The 24,709-nt window shown below is 72.0% G+C and carries 22 protein-coding genes; 6 read left to right on the top strand and 16 right to left on the bottom strand.

Going from position 1 to position 24,709, the window contains the following annotated elements:
• Positions 1 to 7 precede the first annotated feature (7 nt).
• Positions 8 to 256: a type B 50S ribosomal protein L31 gene (locus tag ACWGIF_RS01135; RefSeq protein WP_453489069.1), complete on the bottom strand. Its 249-nt coding sequence runs from the start codon at positions 254 to 256 to the stop codon at positions 8 to 10.
• A gap of 27 nt (positions 257 to 283) precedes the next feature.
• Complete coding sequence (rpmG, locus tag ACWGIF_RS01140) at positions 284 to 448, bottom strand: 50S ribosomal protein L33 (RefSeq protein WP_269726976.1); 165 nt, start codon at positions 446 to 448, stop codon at positions 284 to 286.
• 517 nt (positions 449 to 965) lie between these two features.
• On the opposite strand from rpmG, the gene ACWGIF_RS01145 reads away from it, so the two are divergent.
• The 4 genes from ACWGIF_RS01145 (at position 966) to ACWGIF_RS01160 (ending at position 6,587) form a co-directional block, all read left to right on the top strand.
• Entirely contained in the window at positions 966 to 2,012 is a 1,047-nt protein-coding gene (locus ACWGIF_RS01145) for a UDP-glucuronic acid decarboxylase family protein (RefSeq protein WP_453489073.1), read from the top strand.
• A gap of 128 nt (positions 2,013 to 2,140) precedes the next feature.
• Entirely contained in the window at positions 2,141 to 4,015 is a 1,875-nt protein-coding gene (locus tag ACWGIF_RS01150; protein ID WP_453489076.1) for a glycosyltransferase family 2 protein, read from the top strand.
• A 58-nt stretch (positions 4,016 to 4,073) separates the two neighbouring features.
• Positions 4,074 to 5,096 (top strand): UDP-glucose 4-epimerase GalE, encoded by a 1,023-nt coding sequence (galE, locus tag ACWGIF_RS01155; protein ID WP_453489079.1) that lies wholly within the window; start codon positions 4,074 to 4,076, stop codon positions 5,094 to 5,096.
• A gap of 69 nt (positions 5,097 to 5,165) precedes the next feature.
• Positions 5,166 to 6,587, top strand: a complete 1,422-nt coding sequence (locus tag ACWGIF_RS01160) for a UDP-glucose dehydrogenase family protein (protein ID WP_453489082.1) — start codon at positions 5,166 to 5,168, stop codon at positions 6,585 to 6,587.
• Here the strand turns inward: ACWGIF_RS01160 and ACWGIF_RS01165 are convergent.
• From ACWGIF_RS01165 to ACWGIF_RS01180, 4 genes are all read right to left on the bottom strand, one after another.
• Entirely contained in the window at positions 6,521 to 8,137 is a 1,617-nt protein-coding gene (locus ACWGIF_RS01165; RefSeq protein ID WP_453489085.1) for a right-handed parallel beta-helix repeat-containing protein, read from the bottom strand. The genes ACWGIF_RS01160 and ACWGIF_RS01165 overlap by 67 nt on opposite strands.
• Before the next feature lie 342 nt (positions 8,138 to 8,479).
• On the bottom strand, positions 8,480 to 8,866 hold the full coding sequence (locus tag ACWGIF_RS01170) for a profilin (RefSeq protein WP_453489088.1): 387 nt from the start codon (positions 8,864 to 8,866) through the stop codon (positions 8,480 to 8,482).
• A gap of 338 nt (positions 8,867 to 9,204) precedes the next feature.
• Positions 9,205 to 9,618: a CBS domain-containing protein gene (locus ACWGIF_RS01175; protein WP_453489091.1), complete on the bottom strand. Its 414-nt coding sequence runs from the start codon at positions 9,616 to 9,618 to the stop codon at positions 9,205 to 9,207.
• Positions 9,619 to 9,890: 272 nt separating this feature from the next.
• Complete coding sequence (locus ACWGIF_RS01180) at positions 9,891 to 10,910, bottom strand: glycosyltransferase family 9 protein (RefSeq protein ID WP_453489094.1); 1,020 nt, start codon at positions 10,908 to 10,910, stop codon at positions 9,891 to 9,893.
• 606 nt (positions 10,911 to 11,516) lie between these two features.
• On the opposite strand from ACWGIF_RS01180, the gene ACWGIF_RS01185 reads away from it, so the two are divergent.
• Entirely contained in the window at positions 11,517 to 12,785 is a 1,269-nt protein-coding gene (locus ACWGIF_RS01185) for an MFS transporter (RefSeq protein ID WP_453489164.1), read from the top strand.
• A 65-nt stretch (positions 12,786 to 12,850) separates the two neighbouring features.
• Here the strand turns inward: ACWGIF_RS01185 and rfaE2 are convergent, their stop codons facing one another.
• From rfaE2 to ACWGIF_RS01235, 10 genes are all read right to left on the bottom strand, one after another.
• Complete coding sequence (gene rfaE2, locus ACWGIF_RS01190) at positions 12,851 to 14,248, bottom strand: D-glycero-beta-D-manno-heptose 1-phosphate adenylyltransferase (protein WP_453489097.1); 1,398 nt, start codon at positions 14,246 to 14,248, stop codon at positions 12,851 to 12,853.
• Positions 14,245 to 14,892 (bottom strand): D-sedoheptulose-7-phosphate isomerase, encoded by a 648-nt coding sequence (locus tag ACWGIF_RS01195; protein ID WP_453489100.1) that lies wholly within the window; start codon positions 14,890 to 14,892, stop codon positions 14,245 to 14,247. The genes rfaE2 and ACWGIF_RS01195 overlap by 4 nt, the downstream gene beginning before the upstream one ends.
• Positions 14,893 to 15,029: 137 nt before the next feature.
• Complete coding sequence (locus tag ACWGIF_RS01200) at positions 15,030 to 16,301, bottom strand: glycosyltransferase (protein WP_453489103.1); 1,272 nt, start codon at positions 16,299 to 16,301, stop codon at positions 15,030 to 15,032.
• Positions 16,298 to 17,260, bottom strand: coding sequence for a glycosyltransferase (locus tag ACWGIF_RS01205; RefSeq protein WP_453489106.1), 963 nt, complete (start codon positions 17,258 to 17,260; stop codon positions 16,298 to 16,300). The genes ACWGIF_RS01200 and ACWGIF_RS01205 overlap by 4 nt, the downstream gene beginning before the upstream one ends.
• Positions 17,257 to 18,336 (bottom strand): glycosyltransferase family 9 protein, encoded by a 1,080-nt coding sequence (locus ACWGIF_RS01210; protein ID WP_453489109.1) that lies wholly within the window; start codon positions 18,334 to 18,336, stop codon positions 17,257 to 17,259. Before ACWGIF_RS01210 ends, ACWGIF_RS01205 begins: the two co-directional genes overlap by 4 nt.
• The gene (locus ACWGIF_RS01215; protein ID WP_453489112.1) at positions 18,333 to 19,046 is read right to left on the bottom strand and encodes a D-glycero-alpha-D-manno-heptose-1,7-bisphosphate 7-phosphatase; all 714 of its coding nucleotides are present in this window, start codon (positions 19,044 to 19,046) and stop codon (positions 18,333 to 18,335) included. Before ACWGIF_RS01215 ends, ACWGIF_RS01210 begins: the two co-directional genes overlap by 4 nt.
• Positions 19,043 to 20,119, bottom strand: coding sequence for a glycosyltransferase family 2 protein (locus ACWGIF_RS01220; RefSeq protein ID WP_453489115.1), 1,077 nt, complete (start codon positions 20,117 to 20,119; stop codon positions 19,043 to 19,045). The genes ACWGIF_RS01215 and ACWGIF_RS01220 overlap by 4 nt, the downstream gene beginning before the upstream one ends.
• 5 nt (positions 20,120 to 20,124) lie before the next feature.
• The gene (locus ACWGIF_RS01225) at positions 20,125 to 21,780 is read right to left on the bottom strand and encodes a carbamoyltransferase family protein (RefSeq protein WP_453489118.1); all 1,656 of its coding nucleotides are present in this window, start codon (positions 21,778 to 21,780) and stop codon (positions 20,125 to 20,127) included.
• Between the two features lie 90 nt (positions 21,781 to 21,870).
• On the bottom strand, positions 21,871 to 22,833 hold the full coding sequence (locus ACWGIF_RS01230; protein ID WP_453489121.1) for an NAD-dependent epimerase/dehydratase family protein: 963 nt from the start codon (positions 22,831 to 22,833) through the stop codon (positions 21,871 to 21,873).
• A 164-nt stretch (positions 22,834 to 22,997) separates the two neighbouring features.
• On the bottom strand, positions 22,998 to 24,065 hold the full coding sequence (locus ACWGIF_RS01235) for a lactonase family protein (RefSeq protein WP_453489124.1): 1,068 nt from the start codon (positions 24,063 to 24,065) through the stop codon (positions 22,998 to 23,000).
• A gap of 287 nt (positions 24,066 to 24,352) precedes the next feature.
• Here ACWGIF_RS01235 and ACWGIF_RS01240 point away from each other — a divergent pair, with 287 nt between their 5' ends.
• Positions 24,353 to 24,628 (top strand): isoamylase early set domain-containing protein, encoded by a 276-nt coding sequence (locus ACWGIF_RS01240; RefSeq protein ID WP_453489126.1) that lies wholly within the window; start codon positions 24,353 to 24,355, stop codon positions 24,626 to 24,628.
• The last annotated feature ends 81 nt before the right edge of the window (positions 24,629 to 24,709 follow it).

A 24,709-nucleotide genomic window follows, 5' to 3' on the forward strand; every position in this document is an offset into this window, starting at 1 on the left:
GGGAGGGTCACTTACCGCCTCCGTAGCGGCGCTCGAAGCGTTCGACGCGGCCGGCGGTGTCGAGGACGCGCGCGGTGCCGGTGTAGAAGGGGTGGCTCTGCGAGGAGATCTCGACATCGATGACCGGATACATGTGGCCGTCCTCCCACTCGACCGTCTTCTCGCTGGTGGCGGTCGAGCGGGTGAGGAAGGCGAAGTCGGCGGCCTTGTCGCGGAAGACGACGGGGCCGTAAGCGGGGTGGATTCCAGGCTTCATGGGTGGCTCTCTCTGGGGGAGGGGAGGTCAGCGCTCTTCGCGGAAGTCGACGTGCCGACGGGCGACCGGGTCGTACTTGCGCAGCACCATGCGGTCGGGGTCGTTACGCCGGTTCTTGCGGGTGACGTAGGTGTAGCCGGTGCCGGCGGTGGAGCGGAGCTTGATGATCGGGCGTACTTCGTTGCGTGCCATGGCCACAGTATATGGCAATGGGAATCGTTTTCAATAGTGGCAGGTGGGAGTGGCCCGGGTAGGTGCTCAGGGCGTCCGCGGCAGCGGCGGTGTTGCCCGCCGCAAGGCCGCCCACCTGCACGGCGTCGGCTTCATGGGCCGGCTCGGCGAGAACGTCACCATCGATGGCAGCGAGGTCCGCACCGATCCGGCATGGGCGCCGGGCTTCCCGGTGTGGTGCTGTGCACCTCCGGCCATTGACGCGCGCGGCGGCGAATCACACGCGCGAGTGAGGCGGCACCACGCGCTGATCGGAGCGCGAAGGCTTGGGCGCCATGGGTCGACGGCGAGTGGCGCACCGGGGTGGACGGCCGATCGGCGTAGCGCGGAGTTGCGCTGCACACAAAGATCCTACGTATGTCCATATGCTTTGCCTGAGTTTCCACCTGAGCCCTTTCCCTTCCGGTCGTCGTGCGTATGGGTCGACATACCAGGAACGCGATATGAGGCTTTCTACTCCCGAGTCCTGGAGAAGCGTATGCGCGTTGCCGTCACCGGTGGCGGTGGATTTCTTGGGTCACATCTCTGCGAAGCCCTTCTGAGGCGCGGGGACTCCGTGGTCTGCCTGGACAACTTCTCGACAGGCGAGCCCAGGAATATCGCCCACCTACTCTCGAACCCGGCGTTCGAATTCATCCATGCCGATGTCAGCGGCACGACGGAGGTCGCCGGCCCCGTCGACGCCGTCGCCCATCTGGCGAGCCCCGCGTCGCCGCCTGACTATCTGCGGCAGCCGCTGGAGACGCTTGCCGTCGGCAGCAGGGGGACGGAGAACGCCCTCCGTCTCGCACTGCGCCATGGTGCCCGGTTCATCCTCGCGTCGACGAGCGAGGTCTATGGCGACCCTCTGGTCCACCCGCAGGACGAGGACTACTGGGGCAACGTCAATTCTGTCGGACCCCGCAGTGTGTACGACGAGGCGAAACGATTCGCTGAGGCGATCTCAGTCGCATATCGCCGTACCCACGGTCTGAATGTCGGTATCGCGCGGATCTTCAACACGTACGGTCCGCGCATGCGCCCGCACGACGGAAGGGTGGTTTCGAGCTTCATCACCCAGGCGCTCACCGGCGAACCCCTGACCATTTACGGAGACGGAAAGCAGACCCGCAGTTTCTGCTACGTCGACGATCTGGTCCGCGGTCTCGTGGCTCTGCTCGACTCCTCCGAGGCCGGACCCTTCAACCTGGGGAACCCGGTGGAGCGGACGGTCACGGAGCTCGCTGAGATGGTGCTGGAGCTCACGGGCTCCCTGTCGGAGATCCAGTACCACCCCCTCCCGGTCGACGACCCGGTCCGCAGGCGCCCGGTCATCTCCCGTGCCCGGGATGCGCTCGGCTGGTGGCCCGAGGTGGACATCGAGGAGGGCCTGCGCAGAACGAGTGACTGGTTCGTCTCCCGCCCGGCCGACCTCTCGGCCGGAGCCGCCGCGATCCGCGGCGGCCAGGAGGACGGAATGCCGCTCCCGAGGAGGTACGCCGGCGCTGTGTCCGACAGGCCGGCATCCGTTCCCGCGCCGGCCTGATCGCGGCCGGATTCTTCCCTCCGGCGGGGAGTGGCGTCACCGCACACCTCTCCCCGCCGGCCCTCACCTTCAAGGCGGCCGTGAGGCTCTCGCGCCGCCACACCAAGATCATCTCGGAGTGCGCTCACATGACCCCGACCGAGCCAGGGCTCGTACGCGAGGCTACCGCGACCGACGGGCGCATCCCCAGCCCGTCCGTAGAGCAGGCCACACTCAAGGACCAGATCCGCGAGCTCTCACGGGGCCGTGTCGCCGAGATTCCTCCCGACGGGCCCGTGTTCGCCCACCCGCGCCGCGCTCTGGAGACCTGCGCGACGAGCTTCGTCCGCCAGTTCGGCACAGCCGACAGGCTGAAGGTGGCGGTGCTCACGCTGGGGTGGGTCGCCGGCCTCGTCTGGTTCTGGGTCTGGTGGCTGCGCCCCGAGCACCGGATCGGCTGGGTGGGCCTGGCGGTCAACAGCGCACTGCTGCTCTACCTCGCGCTGCTGCCCCTGCACTTCCTGGTCGCGGTCCTCCGCCTGCGCCGGTTCGACTCGAGCATCGAAGTCCCGCTGGTACGAACCGCCTTCGTCGTCACCCGGGCTCCGTCGGAGCACTGGGACATCGCCCGCGCCACCCTGGAGGCGATGCTCCGCCAGGACTACCCCCACCCCTACGACGTATGGCTGTGCGACGAGGACCCTTCCGGCGACATCCTGAACTGGTGCGAGGCGAACGGAGTCCGGGTCTCCTGCCGCCGGGACCGCCCGGACTACCACCGGCTCACATGGCCGCGTCGCACGCGCTGCAAAGAGGGCAACCTCGCCTACTTCTACGACCACTGGGGCTATCGGGACTACGACGTCGTTGCGCAGCTGGACTGCGATCACGTACCGAGCCGTACCTACCTGACCGAGATGGTGCGGCCGTTCTCCGATCCCGCGATCGGCTACGTTGCAGCTCCGAGCGTGTGCGACGCCAATGCCGACGTCTCCTGGTCCGCCCGGGGCCGACTGCATCGTGAGGCCGTCTTCCACGGGGCGGTCCAGCTGGGCCACTCGGCCGGCCTCGCGCCTTTGTGCATCGGCTCCCACTACGCGGTGCGTACGGAGGCGGTGCGGGACATCGGCGGCATCGGGCCCGAACTCGCAGAGGACTTTTCGACCACATTCCTGATGAACTCTGCGGGCTGGCAGGGGTCGTTCGCCATCGATGCCCATGCGAGCGGTGACGGCCCCGTCACCTTCGCGGCCATGGCCACCCAGGAGTTCCAGTGGTCCCGCAGTCTCGCGGTCATGCTCTTCGGGATGCTGCCGCGCCACCTGGGTCGCATGCGCGGCTGGCTGCGCCTGCGCTTCGCCTTCGCCCTGTCGTACTACCCGTTGCTCGCCGCGACCACGACCATGGGGCTGGCTCTGCCTCCGGTCGCGGCCGTCACCGGTCTGCCCTGGATCAACGTGAACTACGCGTCGTTCCTCGGCCACTTCTGGGCGATGTCCGTGTGGCTGATGCTCCTGACCATGCTCGTGCGCAGACGCGGCCTGCTCCGCCCCGCGAAAGCACCGGTCCTGAGCTGGGAGAGCTGGCTCTTCGGGCTCGCCCGCTGGCCCTTCGTCGCCTGGGGGGTGGGCGCCGCCCTGGTGCAGAAGCTGCGTCCCCGTCCCGTCGTCTTCAAGGTGACCCCCAAATCGACGGACGGGCTAGAGCCCCTGCCGCTGCGGCTCGTGGCGCCCTACCTGATCATCACCACCACCCTGTCCTGCGCGGCCGTTACCGGCGAGCTCACCGGCCCCGCCGCCGGATATGTCTTCCTGTGCATCCTCGGTTCGCTCTCCTACGCCGTGGTCACCCTCACCATCGCCGGGCTGCACGTCGCTGAGATGGCCCGGGCCGCGGGAGTGCCCAAGTACAAGGCGGTGGTGACGGCCCGGCTGCCCCTGCTCGCCGGAACCCTCACGCTGCTGCCGCTCGCCCTGGCCATCGGCCTGTTCCCCGTGTACGCGGCAGGCATCTTCGGCTGGTGACACCGGCGCACCGGCTTCTCACCCCACAGACGATCACGTTGGAAAGGATCCCACCCCCATGCCCACGACGGTCCTGGTCACCGGCGGTGCCGGCTTCATCGGCAGCCATACCTGTGCCGAACTGCTCGAAAACGGCTACGAGGTGGTCGTCGTCGACGACCACTCAAACAGCTCACCGGAGGCCCTGGAGCGCGTCGCGAAGATCGCGGGACGCCCGGTCGCCGCCGTCTACCGAGCCGACATGCGGGACCGGCGTGCGCTGGATGCCGTATTCGACTCGCACCCGATCGACGCAGTGATCCACTTCGCCGCGAAGAAGGCGGTGGGCGAGTCCGTGGAGATCCCGATCGCCTACTACGACATCAACGTCGGCGGCACGACCGCCCTGCTGTCGGCCATGCACGCACACGGAGTGCACCGGCTGGTGTTCTCCTCGTCGTGCTCGATCTACGGGGACGCCACCAAGGTGCCTCTGACAGAAGGGGATCCGGCGGCCCCGACCAACCCGTACGCCTCGACGAAGTGGCTCTGCGAGCAAGTACTGGCCGACACCTGCCGCCGCCTGCCCGAGCTCAGCGTGCTGGCCCTGCGGTACTTCAACCCGGTCGGCGCGCACCCGTCCGGACTGTTGGGCGAAGATCCCCGGGGTGTGCCCAACAACATCATGCCGTACCTGGCGCAGGTCGCCGTCGGCCGTCGCGAGCGGCTCAGCGTCTTCGGTGATGACTACCCCACCCACGACGGGACCGGCATCCGCGACTACATCCACGTCATGGACGTGGCGGAGGGCCATCGACGCGCCCTGGAGCACCTCGGGGACGAGAACGGCATGCGTGTCTTCAACCTCGGCACCGGGGTGGGGTCCTCCGTCCTCGAGCTCGTCGCCGCCTTCGAGCGGGCGTCCGGCAGGCCGATTCCCTACGAGGTGACCGGGCGCCGTCCGGGAGACGTGACCGAACTCGTCGCCGATCCCGCTGCGGTGACCGAGGCCTGGAACTGGACCGCGACCCGTGACCTCGCCGCGATGTGCCGCGACGCCTGGCACTTCCAGGAACTCAACCCGTCGGGCTACACGGGCTGACGCGTCCGACTCCACCTTCGGTTCCCTGCGCCGGCCCCTTCACACCAGCTTGTCAGACAGGAGATTCGCATGCGCTTGACCGTCATCGGTACGGGATACCTCGGAGCCGTGCACGCCGCGTGCATGGCGGACATCGGACACGACGTCCTCGGCGTCGACGTCGATGCCGAAAAGATCAGGGCCCTCACCGAGGGCAGACCACCCTTCTTCGAGCCAGGCCTCGACGACGTACTGACCCGCGCCATCGGTTCCGGGCGCCTGCGCTTCACCACCTCCCTCAGCGAGGCGGCCGCCTTCGGCGAGGTGCACTTCGTCTGCGTGGGCACACCTCAGCAGGCCGGCTCGAATGCAGCCGACCTGCGATACGTCGACGCCGTCATCGACGGGCTGGCTCCCCACCTGATGCAACCCTGCCTGATCGTGGGCAAGTCCACCGTCCCGGTGGGCACCACCCCCCGCATCGCGTCCCGGCTGAGAGGCCTTGTCCCGGCCGGGGTCGACGTGGAGGTCGCCTGGAACCCGGAGTTCCTGCGAGAGGGGTTCGCGGTCGAGGACACGCTGCGGCCGGACCGGCTCGTGGTGGGCGTCACCTCACCGCGCGCGGACCGGACCCTGCGCGAGGTGTACGCCCCCATGCTCGACGCCGACATCCCGTACATCAGCACCGACCCCGCCACCGCCGAGCTGGTCAAGGTCGCGGCGAACTCCTTCCTCGCGACCAAGATCTCGTTCATCAACGCGATGGCGGAGGTCTGCGACGCGGCCGGCGCCGATGTGAGCACCCTCGCGGATGCGCTCGGACACGACACCCGCATCGGGCGTCGGTTCCTCAACGCGGGCCTCGGCTTCGGCGGCGGCTGTCTGCCCAAGGACATCCGGGCATTCACCGCGCGGGCCCGGGAACTCGGTGTCGAGGAGGCGGTGAGCTTTCTGGGCCAGGTCGACGACATCAACCTGCGCCAGCGGCGCCGGACCGTCACCATCGCACGTGACCTGGTCGGCAGTGCGTTCTCCGGCCACCGGATCACCGTCCTGGGCGCCACCTTCAAGCCGAACAGCGACGATGTCCGCGATTCGCCGGCCCTGGCCGTGGCGGCGGCTATCCACCGCGAGGGTGGAGAGGTACGGGTCCATGACCCCGAGGGGACCTACAACGCCTGCGTCGCTCACCCCGAACTGCATTACGAGACGGACGTCCTGACCGCGTGCCGGGGAGCGGATGTCGTGCTGCACCTGACCGAGTGGAGCCAGTACCGGGAGGTCGACCCGGTGAAGCTGGCACGCGTGGTGTGCGCACCGCGGCTGGTCGACGCCCGCAACAACCTCGATGCGGGTCTGTGGCGCTCCGCCGGATGGACCGTCCGGGCACTCGGCAGGCCGGCCCCCGCCACGGTGCCCGCACCCCTGCGTGGCGGTGGCCTCGCTCAGTCCTCGGCACGCGGCTGTGCGGCTCCCGCGGAGGGCGCTGTGCTCAGCCGTGCCCCGAAGTAGTCGACCGGGCCGGGGTCGACGCCTACCGACCGCAGTGTGACGGCACCTTCCAGCTCGTCGGCGCATTGCGAGACGAGAGGGGTGGCCCCGGCCAGATCGGTGACCGGGGCCACCGCGCCCAGGAGACACGGGTCCGCGCTGCTGCCCGTCGGGACGGCGCCCAACCGTTCCTGTCCGGCCCGCGTCCGCCAGGCATCCAAGTCGTCGTACTGCGCCTTGCCCCACTGCAGCTTCCAGTCGCCCGTGCTGAAGTAGTCGTTGCCCTGCAGGCGTACGAAGGCTTGTGTGTAGTTCGTGTCCGACGCTACGACGGGAGCACCGTTGGTGACGAAGATGTTGTTGCGGACACCGACTCCGCGCATGCCGTTTCGGAGGCGCAAGGCCGGGGGACGGTCGCTGCCGCTCGACCGCAGGATCACGGTGTTGTGGTAGATGTCCAGATTCCGCATGAGGTTGCCGAAGGCCACGATGCCGCCGTACCAGGACAGCTTTCTGGCGTCGTCCCAGCTGTAGTTGAACCGCACGACGTTGTCCTTGTGGGCGTTGGTCGACTCCCCCGAGTACACGAGGAAGCCCGCGCCGTCGTTGCCGTAGGACAGGTTGTACTGGAGTACCGACGACGACACGTTGTTGTCCAGGCCGAAACCACCGCCGTCGACGCGAGAGCCCGTGCGATTGCGGTACGCCTTGTTGTTCTGGATGACGACGCGGGTCGAGTCGTAGGTCCAGATTCCCTCGGGTCCCTCCTGGGCGCGGGCCGAGGACTTCGCCCCGTTGTCGTACGAGACCGACTGCTGAACGGTCGCGCCCCGGAGGCTGCCGAGAACGATGCCGCTGCCGGTGTTGCGGTCGTCCGCGGCCGGGTCGCCGGGATTGCTGTACGCCTTGACTCGCGTGACCAGGAGCTTTTCGTGTGCGTAGCCCGGTTGCCGGGCCGCGAAAGGAGGCCCGTAGGTGACCAGTCCGGCGTCCTGATTGTGGTGTACCGCTGCGTCGTCGACCTGGATGTCGCGGAAGCCGGAGGACTTCGGACCTGTTCCGAGGCGAATCCCGTGCTGGAACCGGGACACGTCGACCCGGGAGATCCGCACGTGGTCCAGGGGCTTCCTGTCCAGTCGGTCGTTGAAGAAGCTGATGCCGTCCGCACTGCGCTGAGCCTTGGCATCACCGACGAGGTTCAGATTCCGGATCTCCACGCCGGCGGTGTTGTACACGGCGATTCCCGCTGTGCCCCGCGTCGCGATGGTGGCCCGTCCGCTGCCGTATGAATCGATCACCACCGGCTTGAGTGCGCTGCCCGCATCGCCCGGGCCGATGGTGAGCCCGCCGGTGAAGCGCTCTCCGCCTTTGAGCCGGAGACGGTCTCCCGGCCGGAACGGCACTTGATCGGCCCGGCCGAGGGTGCGCCAGGCGGTCGCCTCGGACAGGCCGTCTCGGTCGTCGTCGCCGTCCGGGCTCACGTAGAAGGTGAGGGCCTCCTTGAGGGGAGGCCGCGGAGGCGTGTAGGGCTTGAGCGCGTCGCATCCGGTAAGGAGGGCGATCGTGCCCACGGTCACCCCTGCGACGAATTTCGCCCCACCGCGGCGACCCCACCCGGTGGTCCGACGGTCGCGCATCATCCCGGTGTCCCCATTCCGTTCGGCTCCGCACCTCGGGTAACAAGGTGCCAGAAGCCAAAGGCATGTTAGGTCCGTGACATGGCGGTAAATACCCAACTTTCAACTGATGCCTGAATGCGCATGACTATCCGATCTTGTGCGTGGCCTTCAGGTCGTGCTGCGGTAGCACGTCCTGCACTCGTACGGGCACTTCGATCGGCGGGACTGCCGGACTGCGGGCCGGACGGCCGGACCGCCCACCCGTGGGGCGAGGCGGCGTGGAGCACGAACGCGTCAGTCAAAGCGTGAGGCGAGGAGGGTGGCCAGCTGGTCCAGCGTCGATACCGCGTCGGCCGGCCGGCGTCCCTCCGTATACAGGCCGACGACGACGAACGGTGGGCGCTTCACGGCGACCACGCCCGTGTCGGCGTGCCTGCCGTGGAGGAGCCAGTGGTTCGCCTCCGCCGCCGTATAGGTGCGGCCCCCCACGGTGATGCCGGTCGCGATGGCGTCCGTCGGCGCCTCGAACAGCTGTACCAGCCGTCGGCCTTCCTGCACCGTGGTCAAGAATGCGCCGGTCGAGCAGCGCGCGGAACCGTCCATCCTGAGGACCTCCGCTTGCGCGACACCGCCGGAGGCGGCGGCGAGTGCCCGCCGCAGCTCTGCTGCAGCCCTGTCCATTCCGGCACCTCCTTCCCTGTCAGGCTCCTCGGGTGGATTCGAACCCACGTCCCGGATGCCACGTCCCGGATGCCACGTCCCGGATTCCGCCGCCTCATCAGGAGGGGCGGGGAAGGGAAGGAGCATCGCCGGAGCTGGGCCGGCGTCTCCCGGCGATGCCACGGGTCTCCCTTCGCCCCTGCCTGCGCCGGCCGGATCACCCGGGTCCGAGCCGGGGGCGGCGCCCACGGCTCGGACCCGAGGCAAGGCCGCCCGTGCCGGCCGAGTAAACGGGACGAGGTGTGCGTGTCCTCCTCCACCCGGTCGTCCCGGCGGTCCTGTTCCGTTCTGCCTTCGCGTCAGGAGGACAGCGCTTCGAGGAGGTCGCCGACCTGCGGGTCGGGGAGGGAGCGCGCCACGTCCGCCTGGGAGACGATTCCGACGAGGGTGTGGCCGTCGATGACCGGCAGGCGGCGCACCTGGTGCTCGGCCATGGTCCGCAGGATCTCCTCCGCCTCGTCGTCGGCTCCGATCGTGACCGCCTCCCCTTGCGCCAGGTCGCCGGCCTTCGTCTCAGCGGGGTCCTTCCCCGAACCGAGGACCTTCACGACGATGTCCCGGTCGGTGAGCATGCCCTTGAGCTTGTTGTCCTCGCCGCAGATCGGCAGGGCACCCACCCCCTGCGCGGCCATCTTCTTCGCTGCTTCCAGAACCGTCTCCTGAGCGCCGACGCAGGTGGCGTCCGGAGTCATGATCTCGCGTGCGGTCGTCATGAGTCCCATCCCTCTCGTCATGTCTTCGCAGTTGACTTGTCTGACGGCGCGCCTGCCCCGCCAGGCGGTGTGTACGCACGGACGCTGCGCGGCGGGGACGGTTCAGGGCAGGCCGGTCGGGTTGCCGAAGTGCTCGGCGGGGGAAGGCCTGGCCGGCGCGGACCCTGGGGCTGGATCACGGGGATGCGGAGTCCGAGCAGGGCGGGTGCCGTGGACGGTCCGGCGTTGGAGGGGGGCGGAGACCGCCCCGCCGTGAGGGGACTCCAGCCGGTTCAGGCACAGTGGCTGAGCACCGCCTCGACCACCTGCTCGACGGTGATGCGCAGGAGTCGGGCGTCGGGCAGCGAAGCGTGTGCGTCGCCGGGCCGCAGGGGGTCCTCACCCGGGCGCGGACACCACAGCACCCGGTGCTTCGCATGAGGGGGCGGGCCCCACAGACGGGGGGCCACCGGGCCGAAGAGGACGACGGACGGCGTACCCAGAGCCGTGGCGAGGTGCGCCAGACCCGTGTCGCCGACCAGGACACAGCGCGCACCGGCCACCAGGGCGCAGAGCTGGTGGAAGGGCACGTCACCCGAGCCGCCGACCACCGCCTCCTGCGGCAGTCCGGCGTCGCTCGCCACCCGCCGCGCCAGCGCTTCCTCGCCCGCGCCCGCGGTGACGACCACGTCCTGGCCGGCCCGGCGCAGGGCCCGTACGACCGCTGCGAACCGTTCCGGGGGCCACCGGCGGGAACCGGCATCGGCGCCGGGGTGGACGACGACGGCGCCCGGGGCGGGCGAGGCACACGGAGGGGCGGCGATCGCGAGGTCGGTGGGGTCGGCCTCGATGCCGTACCAGCGCAGCAGGCGGCACCAGCGCTCCCGCTCGTGCTCGTCGTCGCGCCACTCGGGTCCGAGCACCTCCGGGGTCTGCGCGTGCCGGTAGGCGAGAAGCCGGCGCGGCCGCAGCCCCTGGAGGAGCAGATGGCTGGGCGGCCCGTTCCCGTGCAGGTCCACGGCCAGCTCGGGAGGCGGTCCCTGCCAGCTCAGTTCGGCGGGCACGCTGCGTCCCCGAGCGGTCGTGGGCAGTACACGGTCCACGAGGCCGGTGGCGGCGGCGACGGCGGCCAGCCGGCCGGGTGCCGCCAGGACGATGTCGCAGTCCGGCATGCTCCTGCGCAGCGCCCGCAGGCAGGGCACCACCGTCAGCAGGTCGCCGAGGCCCAAGGCCCGCAGGACCAGTACCTGCGGCCGGCTGTCCGCGAGCACGTGCTCCGTCCGAGCGGGGCATGCTCGCTCGTCCACACTCATGAGGTCCTTCCGCAGGTCGCACAGGTATCGGGGTCGGGGTCGGGGTCAGGGGTGTGGGGGCCCGGGGGCCGCTCGCCCGACTGCTGTCCGCCGGATACCGGAACCGCACGCGGCGGTGCTCCCTCCCGCGCCGGGCTGCCGGGCGTCGCGACCGCGGGAAACCGCATCGCGCGGGTGCCGCACTCCACTGTCCCGAGGGCGGTCCTCCGGGGCACGCCGGGTTAGGCCGCAAGGCTTTCGGCCGGCTCCGGGCGGCCGCTGTGAGCAAACACACCGCGCCTCCCGTCGGCCTTGGCAGCCCAGGGCTCGGGGCTTCGCGGGCAGGCCGCCGGACGCCTCAGGCCACCAGGACGGGCAGGAAATTCTGCCACCATGGTCCGCGGGACCGTTCCACCCCCCTTCCGCTGCCGGGCGTCGCCGTGCGCGCCGGCGGTACGGAGCGCTCGTTCCCCGCCCCGCCTGCCGCCTCTTGCGCTTCGCGCTCCGTTCTGGGTCCTTCCTGTGTCTGCATCTGTCTCCGCGTCCTCTTCCGCCACCGCCGCCGACCGCACCGCTGACCGCACCACCGCCGACCGCTCCCCGTGGCGGTCCCTCCGCTACCGCAGCATGCGCTGGTGGGCCGTCGCGAACTTCGTGTCCAACGCGGGCACGTGGATGCAGCTGACGGTGCAGAACCTCCTCGTCCTCCAGATCACGGGATCGGCGGCCGCCACCGGCCTCTCCGTCTCCATCCAGATGGCGCCCGGCCTGCTCCTCGGGGTGGCAGGCGGCGCGGCCGTCGATCGCTGGCCCCGCAAGCTGACCGCTGCCGTCGCGCAGGCCCTGCTGGGTGGGGTGGCGCTGGTGACGGCCGTGCTCGTCGCTGTGGACCGCCTCGACCTCCCGGTGCTGCTGGCGCTGGCTGCGGTGACCGGACTGATCGCCACCGTCGACGGTCCCGCCTGCGCGCTGCTCGGCAACGATCTCGTCCGCGCCCCGGACGTGCCCTCCGCCATTGGTGTGGGCTCGCTCGTCCACAGTGCGGGGCGGCTCGCGGGCGCCGCACTCGCGGGCGTGGCCGTCGGCTTCATGGGCACCGCAGCGGCCTACGCGGCCAACGGCTTGTCGTTCCTGTTCGTGGCCTGCGTGATCCCGTTCCTGAAGGCAGCACGCCCCTCCGAGGCAGCCCACCGGGTGGAATCCGCTGCCGCCGTGCACCCGGCGCCCGCACCGGTCGCGGCGAAGAGCATGAGCGCCCGGGAGGGGCTCGCCTTCTTCATGCGGCGCCCGCGGCTGGTCGCACTCGCCGCCCTGAACGGGGTCAGTGCGCTGTTCGGCCGCAACTACTCCCTCACCCTGGTGGTCCTGGTCACCGGACCTCTGGCCGGTGACGCGGCTTCCTTCAGCAAGGTTTCCACGGTGCTGGCCGTCGGCGGGATCGTCGGCGCGGTCCTGGGCGCCCGGCTGCGAAGGCCGAGCGTGCGCCTGGTGGCCGTCCTGACCCTGGCCGGAGCCCTCCTGCAGGTTCTCGCCGGCTTGGCCCCCTCCCTCGTGGTGCTCCTCGTCCTCGTGCTGCCCATGGCGTTGGCGGAATCCGTCGGGGACACCGCACAGTCCACGGTGCTCCAGACCGACCCGCCCGCAAGCATGAGGGGCCGTGTGCTCGGGGCCTGGTCCAGCATCCGCACCGTGTGGGGTCTGGCGGCGCCGCCGATGCTGGGACTGTTCATGGAGCTGGCCGGTGTCCGGGTCACGTTGATCGTGGGCGGGCTGGCCATCGCGACGTTCGTGACCACGGGTTACCTGATGAGGGCCCGCAAGCCCCGCAGCGGGGTGCTCATGCCGGTGCCCGATGCGGCCGTGCCCGCCCGTACCCGGCTGAGCACGGCGGCCTGATCACGGGGAAGGGCACAACGCGCCCGAGGTCCCGGCCGCGGCCGGGACACGGCGGGGCCGGCCGCTCAGGGGGCAGGCCGGGCACCCGAGGCGGCCCGGGCCGCGCGATCGGCGAGGCCGGTCGTGGAACGGCCGTCCAGATAGGGCAGGACGACGGCCTGGCCGCCCCAGGCACTCAGCGCCCGCGCCTCCGGAAGGTCGTCGGCCGAGTAGTCGCCGCCCTTGACCCACACGTCCGGCCGGAGCAGGCCCAGCAGCGTCTCGGGCGTGTCCTCCTCGAAGGCCACGACGGCGTCGACGCTGCCGAGCGCCGCCAGCACCCGTACGCGGTCCTCCAACGGGTTCAGGGGGCGCCCCGGCCCCTTGAGCCGCCGCAGCGAGGCGTCCGAGTTCACGCAGACGATCAGGCAGTCACCGATCCGCCGTGCGCTGTCCAGCAGGCCGACGTGCCCCGCGTGGAGCAGGTCGAAGCAGCCGCCCGTGGCGACCACCGTTCCGCCGCGAGCCCGTACGCTCGCGGCCGTCGCGAAGGCGTCGTCGCCCGCCGGCCGGGCGATGCCTGTTGCGCAGGAGGCCCGCCACAGGGCGGGGTCGCCGGCGCCACCCGCCGCGACGAAGGCGGCGGCCGCGGCCACCGCCATCTGCACCGCCTCCTCCGGCAGCCCTCCGTCCGCGAATGAGCCGGCCGCCACGGCGGCGAAGCAGTCGCCCGCTCCGCACGGATCGCCCACGGCCCGGTACGGGGACGGAACGAGCATCGGCGCCGATGACAGGGGCCGGGTCAGCAAGACCCCGCGCTCGCCGAGGGTGACGGCCACCGCAGCGGCGCCCCAGCGCTCCGCCAGCTCTGCGCCGCGCCGGGCGTGCGCTGCCAGGGAGTCCCCCTCATCCGGGCACAGCACGGTCGCCTCCGCCGCGTTCGGTGTCACCAGCCGTGCTCCGGGCACCGGTGGTCCGCCGCGCGGGTGCGGGTCCCACACCAGAGGTACGCGGCGCGCGGTGTCGGTCAGCAGGGGCCGCAGCGCCTCCGCCGTGCCCCTGCCGTAGTCCGCGACCAGGACGGCGTGGGCCTCGGCCAGGGCCCGGCCCACGGCGGCGTTCACGGGGCCGACCTCGCCTCCGCCCCGGTCGATCCGGACCAGGGGGCGGCCGTCGGCCAGTACCCGTGTCTTGACCGGCAGGGTGCCGTCCAGCGGTAGCTCCACCAGCCGGACCCGGCCGTCCAGCGCCTCCCGCACGCGGTTGCTGGCATCGTCGTCGCCCAGGGCGGTGATCAGGACGACCTCACGGCCCGAGCGGGCGGCCAGTACAGCGGCCAAACCGGCGCCCCCGGGCCGCGAGAGGTCGTCGGTGACGTCGACCACGGGCGCCGGGGCGTCCGGAGCGAGACGAGCGGCGACCCCTCGGATGTCGCGGTCCAGCAGGACGTCACCGATCACGACCAGCGGTTCGCGGGCGTTCACCGGGTCCTCCCGACGGGGGCGACGGCGCGAGGGGGCGCCGTCCTGGCTGCGGCAGAGCCGGAGGCGGCCAGGGCGGCGTCGAAGGACTCGCACAACAGGTGTACGGCCACCAGGTGTGCCTCCTGCACGGTCGCCGTGGAGGCCGCGTCGATGCACAAGGCCTCATCGGCGACTTGGGCCAGCGGGTTGGGGGAGGCACCGGTCAGGGCCCAGACCTCCACGCCCGCCGCGCGGGCCGTCATCGCGGCCGACAGCAGATTGCCGCTGCGCCCCGACGTCGACAGCAGGATCAGGACGTCTCCGTCCCGGCCGTGCGCCGCCACCTGCCGGGCGAAGACCTGCTCGAAGCCGTAGTCGTTGCCGATCGCCGTGAGACTGGAGGTCTCGGCGTGCAGGGCGAGGGCCGAGTAGGCCGGCCGCTCCTCGTGGTAGCGGCCGACCAGTTCGGCGGTCAGGTGCTGCGCCTGGGCCGCACTGCCGCCGTTCCCGGCGGCGAGGAGCCGGCCGCCCGCGGGGAGCACGGCGGCGAGCCGGTGGCCCCAGTGGGCGAGCTGGTCCAGACCCTGGACGCGCAGACGTCGCAGCGCGTCCTCGAGCGCCTGGCAGTGCTGTTGGGCTCCTGTGGTTGCGCGAGATCGGCTCATGGCGTCGGGGCGGCCGCTGGGGGAGCGGTCCGTACCCCACCTCCTTCAGGCATCGGTACTGCGCGGCGATCGTTTCGGTCGGCGCCGCCCGGCAGCGCGCGTCGGACAGGGGCCGTACGGACGTGCAGCCGGCGGCCTCACGTCGATCCTGCGGAGATGAGCCGCCCGGCGAGCGCCGAGCGGTAGGCCCGTTCCGTCGCGGCGGCGACCTGGGCCCAGCCGTATCGGCGCAGAACGCGCCGCCGCCCGGCAGCCCCGTACGCCCGGCGTACGGCGTCGTCGGCCAGCAGCTCCGCCGTGGCCGCCGCGAGCGCGAGCGCGTCCCCGGGCGGCACGAGCCGCCCGGTCTCCCGGTCGGCGACGGTGTCCTGCTGCCCTCCGACGGCGCTGGCCACCACCGGCCGGCCGCAGGCCATGGCCTCCAGCGGAACGATGCCGAACGGCTCGTAGTCGGCGGGGCACAGCACGACGTCGGCGCTGCGCAACAGGGCAGGGACGCGGTCGTAGGGCACCGCGCCGACGAAGCGCACGCGGTCGAGGACGCCCGCCCGTCCCGCGACGGCGCGCAACCTCTGCACCTCGGGGTCGGCGTCGAGGAATTCGGGCGGGGGGCCGCCCGCGATCACGAGCTCCGCGTCCGGCAGGTGGGCGAGAGCGGCGACGGCGACGGCCGCCCCCTTGCGCGGGACCAGCCGGCCCAACTGGAGCAGCCGGTAGGGGTGGGTGGTTCCGCGTTCGGCGACCGGCCCGTCCGGCCGGAACCGCTCGGCGTCCACGCCGCACGGCACGACATCCGCCTTGGCCCCGGGGACGCCCATCCTGGCGAGTTCGGCGACCTCGTCGCGACAGGTCGCCACGACCCGGTCGCAGCCCAAGCCGACCTCCCGCTCGCAGTCGATGCGGGACGGCGGACTGGTGTCGGCCGCGCCCTGGTGCCGCCGTTTGACGGTTCCCAGCGCGTGATAGGTGTGCAGCATCGGCAGACCGAGCTCCCGGGCTGCCGTCAGCGAGGCGAGCCCGGACATCCAGAAGTGCGAGTGGACCAGATCGGGCGGGCGGGTCTCCTGCCAGTGCCGCATCAGGTGGAACGCGAACTCCCGCATGTGCGGCAGCAAGTGGTCCTTCGGCAGGTGTTCGGCCGGTCCGGCGGGGACGTGGTGGACCGTCACGCCCGGGCGCAGCCGGCTGCTTTCCGGCAGGTCCGGTGAATCCCGCCGGGTGTACACCGAGACGCGGTGTCCGCGGTCGGCCAGTGCCCCGGCCAGGCAGGCGACGTGTACGTTCTGGCCGCCCGCGTCGACACCGCCGAGTGTCGCGAGGGGACTGGCGTGCTCGGAGACCAGGGCCAGCGACAGGGGACGGGATTGCCGGTGGCGTGAGCGCATCGGACCGGCGGTGGGGGACGTCATGACCGGACCTCCGTCATCAGGCGCTCCCAGTCGTCCAGGAAGCGTTTGAGGCCGTAGCGTTCGAGCGCGGCCTGCCGGGCCCGCGCACCGTCCTCGGCAGCCGCCTGGGGTTCGTTGAGGTAGTGCACGACCGCTCGGGCCAGCACCTCCGGCCGGGTGGACAGGACACCCGTACCCGGTACGACGGCCTCCACGGCCTCCGTGGAGGCCAGCGCCACGACGGGCATGCCCAGGTGCATGGCTTCCAGCAGCGACAGCCCAAGGGAGGTCCAGCGCACGGGGTGCAGGTACAGGCGGCGCTCCGCCATCGCCGTGTGCAGGTCGCGCTGGGGGAGCTCGTACGCGCGGCACCGTTGCGCGGACAGCCCCAGATGCTCGGCGATGCCCTGGGTGCGCATGCCGAAGACGTCCAGCGGCGCCGCCCGGGCCAGGTCGGCGAGGAGATCCGTTCCGGTGTGACGGCCGCGCCTGATCGGTTCGTTCGTCACCACGGCCGCCCGGGGGAGCACACCCGTGTAGAGATGACCGGGGTCGACGATGCCGTGTTCGACGACCTCGGTGCGGGTGGCACCGTTGTCCCAGAACAGCCGGTTGAAATGGGTGACGTGGACGAGCGTGAGATCGTCGCGGTCGGCGAAGGGGTGACGGGTACGCGGCACGTCGCCGTCCGGTGCATTGTGCTCCAGGTACACGGCGGGCACGTCGCGCCCGGGCCGGCGGCCCGTCCAGCGCTTGGCCAGCTCTGGTTCATGGGGCCGCTGGAGCACGACGAGGTCCACGGGAGCATCGGCCAGTTCGCCCGGGGTGATCTCCCGCACGGAATCCGGCCAGTTGAAGGTGCGGGCGCGGCCCAGCCCGTCGGGCCCCCGGTCCGGGGTGACCGGTACGAGGTAGGTGTGCGGTCCCTGGACGAACGCGGTGGTCCAGGAACCGTGCACGTGCCACAGCAGGATGTTCATACGGTCGCTCCTCGGTCGGTCGCGCTCGGATCGGGCGGGCGCGGGCCGCGCTCGCCCGACGGGCTGTCCGTGAGCAGCCCGGCAACGGCCGCCAGCACCTCGTCGTCGCCCACCGAGTCCAGACAGGGATGGCCCGCGACCGGGCACATCCGCGCCCTGCTGCCCGCGCACACGGCCCGCTGATCGCCGAGGAGTACGTGCGGCACCCGGTACGGCCGCCAGCGGCCGGCCGGCACCACCGGCGCGAACAGGCACACCACGGGCGTGCCCACGGCGGCGGCCAGGTGCGTGGGCCCCGTGTTGCCCGCCACCACGACCTGCGCGGCGGCCAGGACACCGGCCAGCTCGTGCAGATCGCCCGTGACGCCGCCCAGATCGAGTCCGTGACGGCCGGCCACCTCGGCGGTGAGCGCCTTCTCCGCGGGGCTGCCGGTGACCACCACGCGGTGCCCCGCCTCGTGCAGCGCGGCCGCGGCACGCGTCGCCCTGGCCGGGCTCCAGGCGCGGGCGGCCACCGCGGCCCCCGGATGCAGCACCACGTACGGTTCGGGTCCCGTCAACCGCGTCGTGTCGGGCGGGGCGCACACCCGCAGTGCGCCGTCGTCGCCGTCGGGCAGCGCGAAGCCGAAGTCGCGCACCAGGTCGAGGGCCGCATCCGCCTCGTGCCGTTCGGGCAGCCGGTGGTGGCGCAGCGCGAGCAGGGATCCCGGGTACTCCTCGCAATCGGCCGCGACCTGATCCACTCCCGCGAGCGCGAGCAGCAGGGCCGCCGGCAGCGGACTCTGGTGGTGGGACACCAGGATGACGCCGCGGTCGAAGCGGCCGGCTGCCAGAGCGTCGACCAGCAGGCCGCACTCCTCGCGTGAGGTGCGGCCGGGCTCCAGTCCCACCCAGGGGGCCTCGTACACCAGCACCTGGTCGACGCCGGGCAACAGCCGCGCCGCCGCAACCCCCTGCGGCCCGCAGAGCAGCGTGGTGTGGGAGGAGCAGGCGGCCACCGCGCGCACGGCAGGCCCGGCCAGCAGCACGTCCCCTGCGCTGTCGAGGCGTACGACGAGACTGCGCGGGGCGTTCATCCGCCACCGCCGCGCAGCGGCTCCCGCGACGGTCGGTGCGTCGGCACGACGTCCGTACCACGGCCGGCTCCGGAACCGGCCGGGCGCGAGACGAGCCGGACGGCGCCGAGCAGGTCGCGCGCCGTCTCGTCGGCGGCCGCGATCTCTTCGGGGCGGGTCAGGGGCGTCGGCACCAGCACGCCGCGCGCGCCCGCCGCGGAGGCGGCCCGCACGTCGGAGCCGATGTCCCCGACGACCACCGTGCGTTCGGGTGCCGCGCCCAGCCGCTCACACGCGGCGAGGATCAGGCCCGGTGCGGGCTTGCGGCAGTCACAGCCGTCCGCAGGGCCGTGGGGGCACACGGCCCACACGTCGAACGGACCGAACAGTTCGTCCACGCGTCGTCGTACCGCCACCACGTGCTCCTGCGTCAGGAGCCCGCGTGCGACGCCCGACTGATTGCTCACGACACCCACCGGAACCCCGAGCCTGCGCAGCACGGTCACCGCGGCCCGTGCTGTGGGCATGGGGGAGACCCGGGCGGGGTCGCCGTTGTACGGGACGTCGACGACGAGCGTGCCGTCACGGTCGAAGAGGACCGCTTCGGGAAACCGGCCGGCCTTCCCGGACCGACGCCGGGTCGGGGCCGCACCGGGGGAGTCCCACAGCCAGGGGACGGCACCGGCCGAGGCCCTGCGGCCGAACGTACGGCCGGCGGGCCGGTGCCTCATGACCGCACCTGCTCGCGGGGAACCTCCTGCGGGGCCGCCGATCGGGTCCCGGGCGGCGCCGCCGGATCCGCCCGGCGGATCCGGCGGTGTACGGCCCTCCCGCGCAGCCAGTGCCAGACGGCCACAGCGGGGATGACGGCGCTTGTGACCGTCATGGTGACGACCTCCGACCGAGTGCGCGGACCGGGTGTGATCCGGGCCGCGGCGAACTCGGCGGTGCCCGCCACCCAGCCGGCCGCGCACCACGCGGCGGCGCGCCTCCTGCCGGCCAGCGCACAGCCCACGGCCGCGGCGGCGGCCGAGGTCACGGCGACATGGCGCGGCAGCCGCCCACGAGGGGCGGCGGCCCGGCCCCACCAGTCGTGCCCGTGCAGCCGGCCCATCAGTACGTCGTCGGCGTTGCCGGCCTGGAGCCGCACCGAGATCCAGCGATCGGCGGGGCGGACCGGATGAGTGGTTCGGCGGGTCCCGGGCGTCAGGACCCAGCCGCCTTCGAGCAGGCGCAGGGCCAGCTCGGCGTCCTCGCGGAAGGCGCGTCTGAACCGCTCGTCGAAGCCGCCGGCCGCGTGCAGCGCCTCTCGGCGGAAGGCCATGTCCGCGGTGATCCAGCGGGCTGTGGCCAAGCCCGCGGTGTTGCGCTCCCAGTCCGTGGGACGGCGGCCGGGCGGAAGGGGGACGTCGATGCGGGCGGTGACGGCCGCGGTGTCCCCGGAAGCCGACGCCAGATCCCGCGCCAGGTCCTCGCCCCAGCCCGGTCCCGGCACCACGTCGTCGTCGAGGAACACGATCCAGGGCACCGGACCCGCCGCCTGTATCCCCGTGTTGCGGGCGGCCGCGGGGCCCCGGGCCCGGCCGGCCACGACGGTGGTGACCGGACGGAGCGCCGGGGGAACGTCCAGGGCGGGGGGAGTCCCGTCGGGGCCGGGACGGTCGTGTACGAGAACGACCCGCACGGGCCCGTGCCCGGTGGCACTGGCGGCCGCCAGGGAGTCCAGGCAGGCTCTGAGGCTGGGCCGGCCGAGCGTGGGTACGACGACTGCGTACGGAGGCGCGGGCGCTGACGCCTGGAGCATCACGGTCAACCTTCCTCTCCGGCACGGAAGATGGCGTCCCGACGGACGGCGTACGGCCCGATGGCCAGCAGGTCCACCGGCGATGAGCCGAAGCACTCCAGAGCGTCCCGGGGGTCGTCGACCATCGGCCGGCCGGCCGTGTTCAGACTGGTGTTGACGACGACCGGCAGTCCGGTGCGCCGTTCGAACTCGGTGAGCATCCGTGCCACCAGCGGCTCACGCTCCGGATCCACGGTCTGGATGCGGGCCGTACCGTCGACGTGGACCACGGCCGGGATGCGCTCGCGCCAGTCGGGAGCCACGTCGTGCACGAACAGCATGTACGGGCTGGGCAGCGGTCCGTCGAAGATCTCGGCCGCCCGCTCGGCGATGACCATCGGGGCGACCGGGCGGAACTGTTCACGGCCCTTGACGTCGTTGAGACGCTCCAGGTTCCCGGCGTGCCCGGGATGTGCCAGCAGCGAACGGTGACCCAGGGCCCGCGGTCCGAACTCCGAACGGCCCTGGAACCAGGCCACGATGGCGTTGTCGGCGAGCGCCTCGGCGACGGTGGCCGCGATGTCCGGGGGCCGCTCGAAGGGGACGCCCGCCGTCTTGAGCCAGGCGCCGAGTTCCGCGTCCGACCAGTCGCGGCCCAGGTCCGCGCCGGCGATGGGCTCGGGGGTGTCCCCGGCGCCGGCGGCGAGGAGCAGCGCGGACCCCAGCGCCGTTCCCGCGTCTCCGGCGGCCGGCTGGACCCACACGCGGGAGAACGGACCCTCCCGCGCGATGCGGGAGTTGGCCACGCAGTTCAGGGCGACGCCCCCGGCGAGGGTGAGCACGTCGTCACGGGTGCGGCCGTGGAGCCAGCGGACCAGGTCCAGCAGCGTCTCCTCCAGTACGGCCTGGGCACTCGCGGCGAGATCGGCGTGGGCCCCGGTCCACGGCTCGTCCGGGCCGCGGGGTGAACAGAACTCGCTCCACGGGACGCCGGTGGCGTGGAAGCCGCCGTCGGCCGTCGGGTACACGTAGCGGCGCAGCTCCGCCAGCATCCGCGGGGTTCCGTGCGAGGCGAGTGCCATCACCTTGAACTCGTCGGAGGACCTCAAGAAGCCCAGGTGCCCGGTGAGTTCCTCGTAGACGAGTCCGAGCGAGTGCGGCAGGTCCTGCGCGTACAGCGGCTCCAGCCTGTCGCCCATCCGGCGCGCCGCCAGGTGCGAAGCGCGTTCACCGCGTCCGTCGAGGACCAGGACGGAGCTCCGGTCCGCGCCGTCGGCTGCGAACGCGCCGGACGCGGCATGGGCCATGTGGTGCGGAACGAAGCGCACGAGGCCGGGGTCGAGCCCGGGCAGTGCGGTCGCCAGGAACCCCGGGGCCTCGCGCGCGTACGTCTGGCGGAGGTGGTCCCACGGGTCGTACAGACCCATGGCGTCGGCCGGCCGCGCCAGAGCCGGGTCGTAGGAGTACGCCACCGCGTCGAGGTCCTGCGGACGCAGACCGGCACGCTTCAGGCACCAGGCGGCGGCCTGTTCCGGCAGTTCCCAGGCGGAGAAGGGCACCGGCCGCTTGCCGTGCTTTCTACGGGAGAACCGTTCCTCCTCGGCGGCGGCGACCGTACGGCCGTCGACGACCAGGGCGGCGGAAGGGTCGTGGAAGAGCGCGTTGATTCCGAGAATGCGCATCGCGAAAGACACCTTTCGGCGGAGAGGGAGCCGGGCGGCGCCGCGCAGGGGGGCCGGCCGCAGGTGAACGTGCAGCGGAGCCGCGAAGGGTCAGTCGTCGAGTTCCGCGCGGAACCAGGCGATGGTGCGGCGCAGCCCGTCCTCAGCCGCCACGCGCGGCTCCCACTGCAGCTTGTCCCGCGCCAGCGTGATGTCCGGGCAGCGCACCGTCGGGTCGTCGGTCGGCCGCTCGACGAAGGTGATCTCCGACGAGGAACCGGTCAGTTCGACGATCCACCGGGCCAGCTCCAGCATGGTGAGCTCGGCGGGGTTGCCGAGGTTCACAGGCCCCCGCATCCCGTGGTCGGCCGCCACGAGGATCCCCGCGACGGTGTCCTCGACGTAGCACAGGGAGCGGGTCTGCAGGCCGTCGCCGGTGACGGTCAGCGGGACGCCCGCGAGCGCCTGGCGGATGAACGTGGGAACGGCGCGACCGTCATAGCCCCTCATGCGTGGACCGTAGGTGTTGAACAGCCGCACGATGCACGCGTCCGTGCCCAGGGCCGACGCGTGAGCGGTGCTCAGTGCCTCGCCGAAGCGTTTGGCCTCGTCGTAGACGCTGCGGGGGCCTACGGGGTTGACGTGGCCCCAGTACCGCTCGTTCTGGGGGTGCTCCTCTGGATCGCCGTAGACCTCGGACGTGGAGGCGAGGACGAAGCGGGCCCCGCTGCGGTGCGCCAGTTCCAAGGCGTTGCGCGTGCCGAGGCTTCCGGCCTCCAGGGTGTGGAGCGGCAGCCGGAGGTAGTCGGCGGGGGAAGCGGGGGAGGCCAGGTGCAGAACGAGGTCCGGGTCTCTTCGTACGGTGAAGGGCCGGGACACGTTGGTCTCCTGTAGGGCGAAGCCCGGATCGTCGACCAGGTCCGAGATGTTCTCGTGCCGCCCCGTGCTGAAGTCGTCGACACAGGTGACGGCCGTCCCCCCGGCCAGCAGGGCGGAGCACAGGTGCGAGCCGACGAAGCCCGCACCGCCGGTGACGACGGCGTGCTCCCAGCGAGGCGCATGCGATGAACCCATGTGATCTCCTCGTGCGACAGGGAGAGCGCGGGCGCAGGACCCGAGACGGGCCGACAGCTGCGCCCGCTCATGCCTGGAAGAACCCCGCAGGGACCACCCCAGCCTGCCGGTGCCGGGGTGGAGCGGCACGTGGGAACAGGCAATCGGGTGATGCCAGGCCGTGCTCAGGCCAGGACGACGCAGGCGGCGGCCGGGACGTCCAGCCTGCCGGCCAGGTGCAAACGCCCGCTCTCGGAATCGGTGTCGAACCAGGTGACGTCACCGGACCACTCGTTGGACACGTACAGATGACGACCCGACGGGCCGGCCGCCAGATGCCGCGGCCATTGACCGCCGCAGCTCGCGACCTCCGTGAGCCGGGGCTTCTCGGGGCCGTCGGACAGCGACAGGGTGACGATGAGGTTGCTGCCCCGGATCGCCGTCCAGAGGAAGCCGCCGTCCCCCGAGACCAGCGCGACCGACGGGTACTCCCGGGCATCCGCCACGGCGTCGGCCGAGCCCAGCGAGACCTCACCGGTCTGGTGCAGGCGCCCGGAGCCGGCGTCCCACCGGCAGACGGTCAGCTGCGGTTCCAGCTCGTGCACCACGTACGCCACGTCCCCGCGGGGGTGGAAGGCCACCTCGCGGGGACCGCTCCCGGCACGCAGCGGCGTCTCGGAATGTACGCGCAGGGGCCCGCCGGCCGCAGGGGACGCGCACACGCGTACCGAATCGGTGCCGAGGTCCACGCTGAGCACCCAGCGGCCGCTCGGATCGGGCGCCACATGGTGGGCGTGCGGGCCGGCCTGCCGTTCGGGGTCGGGCCCGCGGCCGCGGTGGCCGAGGACGACGGCGGGACCCTCCAGCCGGCCGTCGCCCACGAGCCGCAGACTGCTCACGCTGCCGGACGTGTAATTGGCGATCAGCAGCCGGTCCCCGGCGACGCTCAGGTGCGCGGGACCGAGGCCGTCGACAGGGACCGGCCGTCCGAGCGGAGCGAGACCGTCGGCAGTGGTCCGGTATGCGGCAGCCAGGCCGTGATCGGTCCCTCCTGCGGCGTAGAGCACCCGCCGGTCGGCGGACAGGGCCAGGCACGAGGCGTCCCCGAAGCCGTCGACGACGTTCAGTACGGTGAGCGCCCCGGTGGCCGGGTCAACGGCCGCCGTGGTGATCCCCCGGCCTCCGCCGGAGGTGAACGAACCGATGTGGGCGCGCCGTCCGACGCCCTGATACGAGCTTTCCGCGCCGCCCACCGGGTGATCCTTCCGCCGTTCCGGTCCGCTGCTACCGGGCGAAGCTAACAGCCGGCTGCCACCGACTCGCGTCGGCGGGGCCGTTGCGGGCAGCAGGCTCAGCCGCCGGGCCGTGTCGTCAGTCCTTTCCGGCAGGCGGAGTCAGCCCGGCCTTCGGGCGGCCGATGTTGCTCCGACGACACTCCCTAGGAGTGCAGCTACGGACCGGTATGGCGTGTCCGGCAGCCGGCGGGCGTCGTCGGCGGGAGGATGGCCCGCGACGATCCCCCCTGCAGCCAGGAGTCTCCGTGCTCGAACGCAAGCCGCTCAAGGACCGCACCCAGGTCACGTTCGTCCTGCCCGCCGATACGCCTCCCGGCCCGGTCAGCGTGGTGGGTGACTTCAACGACTGGCAGCCCGGCACCCACGCCCTGGTGCCGCGGGAGGACGGGACGCGCGCGGTCACCGTCGTCCTGCCCGGCAGGAGCGTGCACTCCTTCCGGTACCTGGCCGCCGGCGACTACTGGTTCGACGAGGACCACGCCGACGACCACGACGGCGTGAACAGCCGCCTGCACACCTGAGCCGGTCGCAGAGGGGGGGGGGGCCCCCCCCCGCCCCCCCCCCCCCCCCACCCCGCGCAGAAAAAAAACAAAAAAACCCAA

This window comes from Streptomyces sp. NPDC054849 (assembly GCF_053610945.1).